At 66.6% G+C, this 12,761-nt stretch carries 11 protein-coding genes; 4 read left to right on the top strand and 7 right to left on the bottom strand.

Going from position 1 to position 12,761, the window contains the following annotated elements; translation table 11 throughout:
- From CXY91_RS22285 to CXY91_RS22260, 6 genes are all read right to left on the bottom strand, one after another.
- The coding region (locus CXY91_RS22285) for a DNA translocase FtsK (RefSeq protein ID WP_282569396.1) at positions 1 to 1,142 on the bottom strand (1,142 nt) is incomplete at its 3' end.
- A gap of 145 nt (positions 1,143 to 1,287) precedes the next feature.
- Positions 1,288 to 4,278, bottom strand: coding sequence for an FAD-binding and (Fe-S)-binding domain-containing protein (locus CXY91_RS22280; RefSeq protein WP_100963467.1), 2,991 nt, complete (start codon positions 4,276 to 4,278; stop codon positions 1,288 to 1,290).
- Positions 4,203 to 5,726, bottom strand: coding sequence for a tripartite tricarboxylate transporter permease (locus tag CXY91_RS22275; RefSeq protein ID WP_100963453.1), 1,524 nt, complete (start codon positions 5,724 to 5,726; stop codon positions 4,203 to 4,205). The genes CXY91_RS22280 and CXY91_RS22275 overlap by 76 nt, the downstream gene beginning before the upstream one ends.
- A 10-nt stretch (positions 5,727 to 5,736) precedes the next feature.
- Positions 5,737 to 6,237 carry a tripartite tricarboxylate transporter TctB family protein gene (locus CXY91_RS22270; protein ID WP_100963451.1) on the bottom strand — a complete coding sequence of 167 codons (501 nt, stop codon included), beginning with the start codon at positions 6,235 to 6,237 and terminating at the stop codon, positions 5,737 to 5,739.
- 195 nt (positions 6,238 to 6,432) lie between these two features.
- The gene (locus CXY91_RS22265) at positions 6,433 to 7,413 is read right to left on the bottom strand and encodes a Bug family tripartite tricarboxylate transporter substrate binding protein (protein ID WP_100963449.1); all 981 of its coding nucleotides are present in this window, start codon (positions 7,411 to 7,413) and stop codon (positions 6,433 to 6,435) included.
- 128 nt (positions 7,414 to 7,541) lie between these two features.
- The gene (locus CXY91_RS22260; RefSeq protein ID WP_091840730.1) at positions 7,542 to 8,258 is read right to left on the bottom strand and encodes a GntR family transcriptional regulator; all 717 of its coding nucleotides are present in this window, start codon (positions 8,256 to 8,258) and stop codon (positions 7,542 to 7,544) included.
- 150 nt (positions 8,259 to 8,408) lie between these two features.
- On the opposite strand from CXY91_RS22260, the gene CXY91_RS22255 reads away from it, so the two are divergent.
- Positions 8,409 to 9,596, top strand: coding sequence for a pyridoxal-phosphate-dependent aminotransferase family protein (locus CXY91_RS22255; RefSeq protein ID WP_100963447.1), 1,188 nt, complete (start codon positions 8,409 to 8,411; stop codon positions 9,594 to 9,596).
- A 223-nt stretch (positions 9,597 to 9,819) separates the two neighbouring features.
- Here the strand turns inward: CXY91_RS22255 and CXY91_RS22250 are convergent, their stop codons facing one another.
- Positions 9,820 to 10,302 (bottom strand): MarR family winged helix-turn-helix transcriptional regulator, encoded by a 483-nt coding sequence (locus tag CXY91_RS22250; RefSeq protein ID WP_100963445.1) that lies wholly within the window; start codon positions 10,300 to 10,302, stop codon positions 9,820 to 9,822.
- 149 nt (positions 10,303 to 10,451) lie between these two features.
- Between CXY91_RS22250 and CXY91_RS22245 the strand changes: the two genes are divergently transcribed.
- The 3 genes from CXY91_RS22245 (at position 10,452) to CXY91_RS22235 (ending at position 12,615) form a co-directional block, all read left to right on the top strand.
- Positions 10,452 to 10,868 (top strand): organic hydroperoxide resistance protein, encoded by a 417-nt coding sequence (locus CXY91_RS22245; RefSeq protein ID WP_100963443.1) that lies wholly within the window; start codon positions 10,452 to 10,454, stop codon positions 10,866 to 10,868.
- 80 nt (positions 10,869 to 10,948) lie between these two features.
- Positions 10,949 to 11,977: an alpha/beta fold hydrolase gene (locus CXY91_RS22240; RefSeq protein ID WP_100963441.1), complete on the top strand. Its 1,029-nt coding sequence runs from the start codon at positions 10,949 to 10,951 to the stop codon at positions 11,975 to 11,977.
- 131 nt (positions 11,978 to 12,108) lie between these two features.
- Positions 12,109 to 12,615: a cupin domain-containing protein gene (locus CXY91_RS22235; protein WP_100963439.1), complete on the top strand. Its 507-nt coding sequence runs from the start codon at positions 12,109 to 12,111 to the stop codon at positions 12,613 to 12,615.
- Positions 12,616 to 12,761 lie beyond the last annotated feature (146 nt).

The following is a 12,761-nucleotide window of genomic DNA, read 5'->3' as shown; positions in this document are numbered from 1 at the left end:
GACGACTTCGTCCCAGGCGCAGGCTCGAGCTCGTACAAGGTCACGACCGGGCCGGGGCAGGCCTGAACCACCTCGCCGCGAACGTTGAAGTCCTCCAGGATCCCTTCGAGCAGGCCGGAGTTCTGCTGGATGATCTCGATCGGGATAGCCGTCGCGATCTGCGGCGGCTCGGCCAGGAACTCGATCGGCGGCAATTCGAAGCCCATCGACGCGATCGGCTTGGAAACCGGCATGGCCGCGCGCAGCTTCGGCGCCGCCGGCACGACCGAGACCTTCGGCTGCGCGGTCGCGGGCGCGACCTCCGGCTCAGCGACCTTCGCAGGCGCGGCGGCAGGGGTCGCAGCAGGCGCGAGCTGCCCCATGATCCTGCGGCGCGGAGCTGCAACCGCAGCCTTGGGAGCGGGAGTCGGGACGGCCGGCACCGGGGCAGGTGCGACCATCTGCAGAGCCGGCGGCGTCAGGCTCAACTCGAAGCGATAGGGCTGCGTCCAGCCGAACGTCATCGTCGCCGACGCAACGGGAGGAATCAGCGTAGGCGCGTGTTGCGCCGATTCGGTCACGGCCGTCGGCGCGATCGGCCGAGCCGTCTCCACCGGGGCCCTCGCTGCAAGGACCGGCGGCGCACTCTCGAAGGCCGCTTCATCCTCCTGCTCGGCGTCCGGGATTAACTCCCAGAAGGCGGCATCGGAGAGGAAGGCGAAGGGCGTCGTCACTGCCTCGGCCGGGGTCTCTTCCGGCAGCAGCGAATCGAGGTCGGGCGCCATCAAGGCATCCTCACCCGCCCCCGCCATCTCTACCCCAGCTTCCGGCATAATCTCGGGCATGGGCGCCTCGGGAGACCCGCCACCCCAGACCTGCTGCAGCATGCGCTGGGGGGTGCGCCAATAGCGGACGCGACCGGGATCGACGGGTGCCTCCGGCTCGGGCGCGGGCAGCGGGGTAGCCACCTGCGCGGCAACGCGCTCGACCGCCTGCCGGCGAACCTTGTCGGGGGTGCGCCCGTAGCGGACAAGCCCCGCAGTGCCGGCGCGGGGATCGGCCGGAACCGCCTCCGGAATATCTGCGAAATCAGTGAGTTGATCCGAGATCCGGGCTGCGGGAGAGGCGTTGTTCGTCTGCAGATTGCGATGGATTCGACGCATGGATCAACGCTGGCCCGACACTCGCTCGACTGAGCATCGAGAGGTACCGGCGCAGGGTTAACAGCCCCTGAACCCGCGCCGGAGATTGCTGTGGATCGCGGCCTGCCAAGCCTGCTTCCTTGAGTGGTGTGGTTCCTCCGAAAGGTCAGTCCTTCAGCGCTCCGTCGAGCACCCTGACGACATGCACGGCTTCGCGCCCTGCTCCATCATGGATCTGGTGGCGGCAGCTCGTGCCGTCGGCGACGACGAGATCGCCCGCCGCAGCCTTTCGCACCGCCGGGAGCAGCGAGAGCTCGCCCATGGCGAGCGAGACGTCGATCGTCGCGGCGCCATAGCCGAAGGCGCCAGACATGCCGCAGCAGCTCGATTCGATCGGCCTGACCTCTAGCCCCGGCACGGCCCGCAAGGTCTTCTCGACCGCGCCCATCGCGTCGAAGGCCTTCTGGTGGCAATGCCCGTGCAGATGCGCGACGCGTCCGCCTTGGTCGCGCAGTGGCAGGCTGGTCCGGCCCGCCGCCATGTCGGCAGCCAGCAGTTCCTCGAGCAACAGCGCCGCCTTGGCCAGGGGTTCGACCTCGGCCTTCGGCAGCAGGGCGCCGAACTCGTCACGGAAGCTCATCACGCAGGACGGTTCGAGCCCGACGACGCGCGCGCCCCTGGCGACGAAAGGCGCGAGCGCATCGAGCGTGCGGCGCGCCTCGGCCCGGGCTTCATCCACCAATCCAGCCGAGAGGAAAGTGCGCCCGCAGCAGAGCGGCCGGCCTCCCCCTGCGGCTTCGACGTGATGCAGGCGGTAGCCGCCGGCCTTGAGCACGCGCTCCGCCGCCTCCAGATTCTCGCGCTCGAAATAGCGGTTGAACGTGTCGCCGAAGAGCACGATGTCGCGGCCGTCGCCCCGCACGGCCGACGGGCTCGAAGGTCCAGCCGCCTCGCGCCAGGGCGCCCGCCAGACCGGCAGCGAGCGCCGCGCCGAGAAACCGAGCCAACGTTCGCTGAGCCTGGCCAGCAGCGGGATGCGGTCGCGCAGATTCATCAGCGGCGCGAGCTTGGCGGCGAGCGGCGCATAGCGCGGAAGGTAGGCGATCAGGCGTTCCTTCAGCGGCAGGCCGTGCTTGCCGTGGTAATGATGCAGGAACTCGACCTTCATCCGGGCCATGTCGACGCCGGTCGGGCAGTCGCGCTTGCAGCCCTTGCAGGAGACGCAGAGATCGAGCGCCTCCTTCATGTCCGGCGAGGTGAAGGCATCCGGCCCAAGCTGGCCGGAGATGGCGAGGCGCAACGTATTGGCCCGCCCGCGGGTGACGTGCTGTTCCTCGCGCGTCGCCCTGTAGGACGGGCACATCGTGCCGCCGGCCATCTTCCGGCAGGTGCCGTTGTTGTTGCACATCTCGACTGCGCCGCCGAGGCCGCCCCAGTCGGTCCAGTCGAGCGCCGTCTCCGCCGGCACCGGCGTGGCGTAGCCGGGCGGAAAGCGCATCAGGCTGCGATCATCCATATGATAGGGCCGGACGATCTTGCCGGGGTTGAGCCGGTTGTTAGGGTCGAAACCGTCCTTGACCGCCTCGAAGGCGCGGGTCAGCGGCCCGCCGAACATCGGCTCGACGAAATCCGAGCGCGAGATGCCGTCGCCATGCTCGCCCGAGAACGAGCCCTTGAAGCGGCGCACCAGCTCGCAGGCCTCCTCGGCGATGCCACGCATCGCCTTCACTCCGGCTTCCGTCTTCATGTTGAGGATCGGGCGGACATGCAGGCAGCCCACCGAGGCATGCGCATACCAGGTGCCGCGCGTGCCGTGCCGCTCGAACAGGGCGGTGACGGCATCGGTGTAGTCGGCGAGGTGCTCAAGCGGCACGGCGCAGTCCTCGATGAAGGAGACCGGTTTCCCGTCGCCCTTCATCGACATCATGATGTTGAGGCAGGCCTCGCGCACCTCCCAGACCGGCTTCTGCCGGGCAGGCTCGACGACCTCGACCACCGCATCGGGAAAGCCGTGATCGGCCATGCACTGGTCGAGGCGCCTGAGGTCGCCCTTCAGCGCGGCGAGATCGTCGCCGGCGAACTCGACCAGCAGCAGGCAGTTGGGCTTGCCCTTGGTGATGTCGGCGAGCGTGCGCACGAAGAGCGGGATGTCGGCGCCAAGCACCAGCACATTATTGTCAACGAGCTCGACCGCGACCGGCCCGAGCGCGACGAGGTGCTGCGTCGTCTCCATCGCCGCGCGGAAATTCGGGAAATGGCAGACGCCCATGACGCGGTGCTGCGGCAGCGGCGAGAGCTTCAGCGTCGCCTGAGTCGTCAGCGCCAGCGTGCCCTCGGAGCCGACCAGCAGATGCGACAGGTTCGGCCGCGGCACGATCAGCTCGTCGAGGTTGTAGCCGCCGACGCGTCGCTGCACCTTGGGGAAGATCGCCTCGATCTCGTCGCGATGCCGGTCGGCGAGGCCCAGCATCTGCTCCATCAACGCCCGAGCCCGCGGCGAGGCGTTGTCGCCGACCGGCCCCTCGCCGAGCGCGAAGGGCTCGCCGTCATGGAACATCGCCTTCAGCGCGATGACGTTGTCGACCGTCTTGCCGTAGCGCAGCGAGCGCGCGCCCGAGGAGTTGTTGCCGACCATGCCGCCGATGGTGCAGCGGCTCGCCGTCGAGGGCTCGACCGGGAAGAACAAGCCATCCTTCCTGACATGCGTATTGAGTGCCTCGAGCACGATGCCGGGCGCGACCGAAACCGTGCGCGCGGCCGGATCGTAGTCGCGGATCGCGTTGAAATGCCGGCTCATGTCGAGGATCAGCGCATCGCCGATCGGCTGGCCGTTCTGCGAGGTGCCGCCGCCGCGCGCGATCACCGGCACGCCATGTTCGGCCGCGATCGTCAGCGCCGCTGCGATATCGGCCTCGCTCGTCGGGAAGGCGACGCCCTGTGGCACGATCTGATAGATCGACGCGTCGGTGGCGTAGCGCCCGCGGGTGAAGGCGTCGAAACGCACCTCCCCTTCCAGCGCCTGCGACAGCTTGCGTTCGAAGCCGAGATTGCGGCTGTGCGGGCGCGGCAATGTCGTCTGGTTCATTCCGCAGCCTCGGCGGTCTTGGGCTGGTTCTTGCCACGCAGCGTGGCGATCAGGTCGCCCATCGGCCCCCAGAGCAACAGCAGCAGCGCCAGCACGACGAGCGTCCCGACGAGACCGTTCGCCCAGAACACGTTCAGCGACCCGCCCGAACCGAGCAGCGCCTGGCGGAAGGCGTCCTCCGCCCTGTCGCCGAGCACCAGCGCAAGGATCATCGGCGCGAGCGGATAATCGAGCTTCTTGAAGACATAGCCGATGATGCCGAAGATCAGCATCAGCCAGATGTCGAAGATCGAGTTCGAGATCGTGTAGGCGCCGATGGCGCAGACGATCAGGATCACCGGCGCGACGAAGGAGAACGGGATCCGCATGATCGCCGCGAAGAGCGGCACCGTCGCCAGCACGATGATCAGCCCGGCGAGATTGCCGAGATACATCGAGGCGATCAGCCCCCAGACGAAATCCTTCTGCTCGACGAACAGCATCGGCCCCGGCTGCAGGCCCCAGACCAAGAGGCCGCCGAGCAGCACCGCCGCCGTCGCGGAACCTGGAATGCCGAGCGCCAGCATCGGCAGCAGCGCGCTGGTGCCGGCGGCGTGGGCGGCGGTCTCCGGCGCCAGCACGCCTTCGATCTCGCCCTTGCCGAAATTCCTGCCATGCTTCGAGAAGCGCTTGGCGAGACCATAGCCCATGAAGGAGGCGGCGATGGCCCCGCCCGGCGTCACGCCCATCCACATGCCGACGATCGCGGAGCGCAGCAGCGTCGCCCAGTAGCGCGGCAGGCCGGCCCAGGTCCGCAGCACCACCTTGAGGTCGATCTTGGCCTGCTTGCCCTTGAACACCAGCCCTTCCTCGACCGTCAGCAGGATCTCGCTGACGCCGAATAGGCCGATCACCACGATCAGGAAGTCGAAGCCGCGCATCAGCTCGGTCGAGCCGAAGGTCATGCGCAGATCGCCCGAAATCGAGTCGAGTCCCACCGCGGCGAGCAGGAAGCCGATGCATAGCGAGGCGATGATCTTGGCGCGGTTCTCCCGGCCCATGCCGATGAAGGAGCAGAAGGTCAGGAGGAAGACGGCGAAGAACTCGGCCGGGCCGAAGCGCAGCGCGAACTGCGCGACCAGCGGCGCGACGAAGGTGATCAGCACGACGCCGGAAAGCGCGCCGATGAAGGAGGCGGTGAACGCCGCCGTCAACGCCTCGGCCGCCTTGCCCTGCACCGCCATCGGATAGCCGTCGAAGGTGGTCGCGACCGACCAGGCCTCGCCTGGGATGTTGAACAGGATCGAGGTGATCGCGCCGCCGAACAGCGCCCCCCAATAGATCGACGAGAGCAGGATGATCGCCGAGGTTGGGTCCATGCCGAAGGTCAGCGGCAGCAGGATCGCGACGCCGTTCGGTCCCCCTAAGCCCGGCAGCACCCCGACGATGATGCCGAGAATGACCCCGACCGCCATGAAGCCGACATTGTGCCAGGAGAGCGCGACCTGGAAGCCGGCGATGAGCGAGGAGAGATCGTCCATCGGTCGTCCTTCAGTAGCCGAGCATGGCTTCGAGCGGGCCCTTAGGCAGGGGCACGCGGAACTGCAGTTCGAACACCCAGAAGCAGACGACCGGCACCAGCAGCGCGGTCAGCCCGATCGACCACCAACGCGAGGTCCCGACCACGGCCATGAAGGCGATGATGAAGACCGCCGAGGCGACATAAATGCCGAGCGGGCCGATCAGCGCCACGAACAGGATGAGCGGCCCCAGCACCCGGACGACCTGGCGCAATTGCTCATAGGTCACGAAGACCCCGTCGGGCCGGCGGAAGGACTGCCAGAGGATGAAGAGCGAGGCGGCGAGGAAGATCCAGCCGACGCGAGCCGGGAAGAAGCCGTTCTGCGGGCCGCCATCCCAGCCGGCGCCACGCCCATGCGAGTCGTAGAGCACGATGCCGGCGAGCCCGATCAGCAGCAGCGCCGTGGCAATCTCGACCGGGCGGCGCGAGATGCCGCGTTCGGGTGCTTCGGTTTCGGAAGGCAACGACATCGATCACTCCCGCTCATCATTCCGTGCCAGAACGAGGGCTCGGCCCCGCCCCTCGACACCCAGCCGCTACGGTTTCGTCATGCTCGCCCTTGTGGCGAGCATCCACGTCTTGAACACCGCTCACGATCGATGAGACGAAGACGTGGATGGTCGGGACAAGCCCGACCATGACGCCGAGGCGCGATTACGGTCGCCTCACTTCGCCATGAAGCCTGCTTCGGTCATCAGCTTCTCGTGCTTGGCCTCATCGGCCTTCAGGAAGGAGACGAAGGCCTCGCCGTCGCGGTAGTCGGCCGCCAGCGCATTGCGGGCGAGATAGTCCTTCCACTCCGGCGTCTCGGATACCTTCTTGAATAGGTCGACATAGAAGGCCTGCTGCTCCTTGCTGACCTTGCCGGGCATGAACATGCCGCGCAGCATCTGGTAGCTGACATTGAGCCCCTGCGAGGCGCAGGTCGGGATGTCGGCCCAGGACTGTCCGTCCGCGACTTTCTCGGTATAGGCCATCTTCTGCTCGGCGAAGACGCAGAGCGGGCGCGTGGCGCCGCCGCGCCAGTTGGCGAGATCCTCGGCCGGATTGTTGGTCGTCGCCTCGACATGCCCGCCCGAGAGCTGGGTCGAGGCCTGGCCGCCGGAGGTATAGGGGATATAGGCGAATTTCGTGCCGCCCTGCTTCTCCATGGCGAAGACGAGCAGGTTGTCCTCGCGCTTGGACGAGGTGCCGCCGATCTTCATCGGTGGGTTGGCGCTCTTGGCCGCCGTCATCAGGTCGCCCGCGGTCTTGTAGGGCGCCTTGGCATTGACCCAGAGCAGGAAGGAATCCTGCGCGAGCATCGCGACGGGCGTATAGTCGGTCCAGTTCAGCGCCAGCTTGGTCGCCATCGGCGTCATGAAGATGCCGCTCGAGGTGGTGATCAGCTTATGCGGGTCGCCGGCCGATTTCTGGATGTCGAGCATGCCCTCGGCGCCGCCGGCAGCCGGCTTGTTGACCACGATGATCGGCTGCTTGGTGAACTGCTGCTTCTGGATGATGCCCTGGATCGTCCGCGCCATCTGGTCGGACGCTCCGCCCGCCGAGAACGGCACCACGATCTCGATCGGCTTCGTCGGCTCCCAGGCGAAAGCCGGCGCGACGAGGCCGAGCGGCAGGACTGCGGCAAGCCAATAGTGCTTCATGGTCGCTCTCTCCCTGAGCGCGCTCTGGTGGCGCTATGGGAGTGAGCCTAAGGTCAAAAAATTTTGCATTCAATCTAAAAGTTGATGCCTTTCAAATTGACGACCATCTTCGCCTTCACTGGATCTCTTCACGCGCCCGCAGCTAAAGCAGGCGCCTGCGCCGCCTTCAGCTTGTTGCGCAGATGCAGGAACAGGATGTCGCTGAGTTCGGAACCGGCGCGACGGCGCAGGGCGTCGAGTATGGCCTCGTGCTCGCGCATCGCCTCTCCCAGCCGGTCGCGATCCTTGGCGAGATTGGCGGAATAGCGCACGCGGCGGATACGGCCGGCCAGGCCGGCATAGGTCGCGCTCAGGGTGGCATTGCCTGCGGCCGCGACGATCAGTTGATGGATCGCCTGGTTGCAATGGAAATAGCCATGCATGTCGCGCCGCAGGTAAAACCGATACATCTCGTGATGAATCCGCTCGATCTCGGCGAATTCCACCTCGGTTATCCGCTCGCAGGCGAGGCGCCCGGCCAAGGCTTCCAGCCCGCCCATGACATCGAAGAGTTCGCGCAGATCGGCAGAGCTCAGTTCGCGGACTCGCGCGCCGCGATTGGGCAGAAGTTCGATCAGCCCCTCCGCCGCCAGCACCTTCAGCGCCTCGCGCAGGGGCGTGCGCGAGATGTTGAAGCGCTCGCACAGCGCCCGCTCCGGAACGCGGGCACCATCCTCGAGATTGCCCTCGACGATGAAGTCCCGCAGCGCGACCAGCAGCCCCTCGTGCAATGAGGCGACCGGCTTCGCAATCTCGGCAGGCGCCGGGCTTTGCTCATCAAGCGTATCGAGAAATGGTTCGCTCATGCATCATCGCTAAGTCGGTTCGGACCAGCTGTCGAGCCCGATTGTCGATCATCGGCATACCATACCGCAGTTGATCTTCCAAAAAATGAATGCAAAATGATCGGCAATGGCGCTCCGGCGCTCAAGCCCTGACGGGAGGAAAACAAGATCATGCAAGGGCGTCACTTCCTGCACATCCCCGGCCCGAGCCCGATTCCGGACCGCATCCTGCGCGCCATCGCGATGCCGATCATCGATCATCGCAGCGCCGAGTTCGCCGCGCTCGGCAAGGAGGTCCTCGACGGCAGCAAAGCCGTCTTCAAGACGAAGCAGCCCGTGGTGATCTATCCCTCTTCAGGCACCGGTGCCTGGGAAGCCGCGATCGTCAACACCCTCTCCCCCGGCGACACCGTGCTGATGGCCGAGACCGGCCATTTCGCGACCTTGTGGAAGACGATCGCCACGCGCTTCGGCGTCGAGGTCGAGTTTATCCCGGGCGACTGGCGCCGGGGCGCCGATCCGGCCGCGATCGAGGCACGTCTCGCCGAGGACAAGTCCCGCCAGATCAAGGCGGTGATGGTCGTCCACAACGAGACCTCGACCGGCGCGACCAGCCGCGTCGCCGAGATCCGCAAGGCGATCGACGCGGCCGGGCACCCGGCCCTGTTCATGGTCGACACCATCTCCTCGCTCGCCTCGGTCGACTACCGCCATGACGAATGGCAGGTCGACGTCACCGTATCGGGCTCGCAGAAGGGCCTGATGCTGCCGCCTGGCCTCAGCTTCAACGCCGTCTCGGAGAAGGCGCTGGCGGCTTCGAAGAGCAACACGCTGCCGCGCTCCTTCTGGGACTGGCAGGAGATGATCAAGATCAACGCCGGCGGCTTCTTCCCCTACACGCCGGCGACAAACCTCCTCTACGGGCTGAAGGAGGCACTCGCGATGCTGCGGGAGGAAGGCCTCGACAACGTCTTTTCCCGCCACCAGCGCCTCGCCAGCGCCTGCCGCGCCGCCGTCAAGGCCTGGGGGCTCGAGGTGCTCTGCCAGAATCCGGCCGAGCACTCGCCTGTGCTCACCGCCGTCCTGATGCCGCCGAGCCATGACGCCGACCGCTTCCGCAAGATCGCCCTGGAGAAGTACAACATCTCGCTCGGCTCCGGCCTCGGCAAGGTCGCCGGCAAGGTCTTCCGCATTGGCCATCTCGGCGAGTGCAACGAGCTCGCTCTGCTCGGCGCCCTCTCTGGCGTCGAGATGGGTCTTGCCGCGGCGGGCGTGCCCCATCGAAGTGGCGGCGTGGCCGCGGCGATGGCTGAGTTCGAAGGCTCCGAGGCCGGCAATCAGGCGAAGGCTGTCGCTTGAGTTGCAAGGAAAAGCGGCGCGATATCGGACAAGCGCGGGATCCCCTCTCCCGGATGGGAGAGGGGTAGGGGTGAGGGACTGCCGCTGACTATTGAGGTGCTGCGGCGCCGTTGTGTTTTCTGCGGTTAGGGCAGGCCCTCATCCCTGCCCTTCTCCCACTCGGGAGAAGGGTTCCTCGCGGATGCCGATTTGACCATCGTTTGCTGGAAATTCGGCGCGATCCTCACTCGGCCGCCCCAGCCGCTTTCGTCTCCTGCCCGCGCGCGGCACGCCGCAGATTCTCCCGCAGCCTGACCACAGCCTTCTGCACCACCGGAAAATCCTCGCCGAGCCCGGCGGCCGCCACCAGGTTCATCGGCAGCGCCTTCTCCCTGAGTTTGCGCCCCTCCGGCGTCAGGCTGACGCGCACCTGGCGCTCATCGGCCGGGTCGCGCTGGCGGCGGACATAGCCGAGCGCTTCGAGCTTCTTCAGGATCGGGGTCAGCGTGTTCGATTCCAGGAACAGCTTCTCGCCCAGGCCGCCGACGCTCTGATTGTCCTCCTCCGACAGCGCGACGATCGCGATGTACTGGGTGTAGGTCAGGCCGAGTTCGTCGAGGATCGGCTTGTAGGCGCGCCCATAGGCCAGATTGGCCGAATAGATCGCGAAGCAGAGAAAATCCGCCAGCCTGGGCACCTTCGGATCGTCTTGGGTCGGAGCGGGCATGGTCGAGCCTCATCGTGAGTGCGTCATCGCCACCCTGATATATATCGCATCCGATTAAATCGGAAGTGTTGACATCATGTCCTTGCTTCACATATATAGCCGCATCCGATTAGATCGGATGCGATCTAAATCATACGAGGAAGCTCAACATGCCCTCCACCGACAAGGTTCTCTACACCGGCCGCACCCACACCACCGGCGGTCGCGACGGCGCTGCCCGCAGCTCGGATGGCCGCCTCGACGTCAAGCTGACCTCGCCCGGCGCTCCCGGCGTCGGCACCAATCCCGAGCAGCTCTTCGCCGCCGGCTGGTCGGCCTGCTTCATCGGCGCGATCGGCTTGGCGGCGCGCGAGCGCAAGGTCGCGGTGCCCGCCGAGACTGCTGTCGACGCCGAGGTCGACCTGCGCCATGGCGAGCGCGGCTATGTCCTGCAGGCTCGCCTGAACGTCGCCCTGCCAGGGCTGGATCGCGAGACGGCCCGGGCTCTGGTCGATGCCGCGCATCAGACCTGCCCCTACTCCAAGGCGACGCGCGGCAACATCGACGTCGAGATCAACCTCGTCTGAGCCTTACCGGACGGCGCCGCGCGGAGATCTCCGCCGGCGCCTCCTTACCTGACCATCCCAGCGCAGAAGGCATCGCCACCATGGACAAGACCAAAGCTCTCGGCCCCCTCGATCCCAGCCGCCGCCTCTTCATCGGTGCCATGGCCACAGCAGTCGCGGCAGCCGGGCTCGGCCTGAACCGGTCAGCCTTGGCGGCTTCGCCTGCGCTGTCGTCCTTCGGCACCCTCAAGCAGATCGACGCAGGCGTGCTCAGCATCTCCTATGCAGAGCAGGGGCCGGCCGATGGCCCGGCCGTCATCCTGCTGCATGGCTGGCCCTATGACATCCACACCTATGTCGACGTCGCGCCGCTTCTCGCCAAGGCGGGATACCGGGTGATCGTGCCGTCCCTGCGCGGCTATGGCGGAACCCGTTTCCTCTCCGCCGATACGCCGCGCAACGGCCAGCAGACGGCGCTCGCCGTCGACGTGATCGCGCTGATGGATGCGCTTAAGCTCGACAAGGTCCTGCTCGGCGGCTGCGACTGGGGCGCGCGCACGGCCTGCATCGTCGCGGCGCTCTGGCCGCAGCGCGTCAAGGGGCTGGTCTCCGTCAGCGGCTACCTGATCGGCAGCCAGAAGCTGAACGAGGCGCCGTTGCCGCCGAAGGCCGAGCAGCAATGGTGGTACCAGTTCTATTTCGCCACCGAGCGGGGCGCAGCCGGCTACGCGAAGAATACCCGCGATTTCGCCCGCCTGATCTGGGAGACAGCCTCGCCCAAGTGGGCATTCGACGACGCGGTCTTTGCGCGCTCGGCAACGGCCTTCGACAATCCAGACCATGTCGCGATCTCGATCCACAATTACCGCTGGCGCCTCGGCCTGGCGCAGGGCGAGCCGCAGTTCGATGCCCTGGAGAGCAAGCTTGCAGCCTTCCCGGTGATCTCCGTGCCGACATTCACCCTGGAAGGCGACGCGAACGGCGCGCCGCACCCCGATCCTGCCGCCTATGCCCGGAAGTTCTCCGGCTGGTATCGACACCGGACGCTCGATGGCGGCATCGGCCACAACCTGCCGCAGGAGGCTCCGGCCGCCTTTGCCGAGGCGATCATCGCGGTCGATCGCGCCTGAAAGCGACGTTGCGGAGAGCGGCTTGGGAGGGTTACCCGAGCCGCCACCGGGTCCCTACAAATGTAAGGAAATCGCGAGGGCCGCCTTTACCCCTCCTCCCTATGATCTCCCGCGATTTTAGGGAGATATCGATGGCCTTGAAGATGATGCTCGCCGGCGCGGCCGCCATGATGCTCAGACAGATTCCGCTGGCCGTTCCGGTCGAGCAGACGCCGGTGGTGTCGCATGCGCTGGACGCCCTGCCGATGGAGCCGGCCCCGATCGAGCCGTCCTGGATCCTCGCAGGAGAGCCGATGGCCCGCGTCGGCCTGCATTCGCGCAGCGGCGACGACGCTGCCTCCACGGCGGTCTGGGATTGCACTACCGGCGAGTTCCGCTGGTTCTTCGACTGGGACGAGACCGTGATGATCCTGGAAGGCGAGGTGCACGTCACCGCGCAGGACGGCTCGGAGCGGACGCTGCGCCAGGGCGACATCGCCTACTTCGCCGGAAAGACCTGGGCGACATGGCGGATCGACACTTACGTCCGCAAGATTGCCTTCTGCCGCAAGCGCCTGCCGGCGCCGGTCGCCCTCGCCTACCAGCTGCGCAACATGCTGCGCGGTGATCGCGGCTCGCAGGGCGGCCTCGCCGCCTGAGCGGCTCAAAGCTCTATTCGCAAGAAGGAAGAAGCCCGGCCGATCTGGCCGGGCTTTTCTTATGCTTTGCCGGAATTCAGCGTCTCGGATCGGTCGCCGCGCCTAGCCTTCCCTTCGCTTCGCCGTGAGCACCACCGCCGCCGCTG

Source organism: Allobosea sp. FBZP-16, assembly GCF_002831785.1.
In the GTDB taxonomy this organism is placed as follows: domain Bacteria; phylum Pseudomonadota; class Alphaproteobacteria; order Rhizobiales; family Beijerinckiaceae; genus Allobosea; species Allobosea lupini.
The sequence above is the reverse complement of the archived record's forward strand: the minus strand, read 5'-3'. Positions and strand labels throughout refer to the sequence as shown.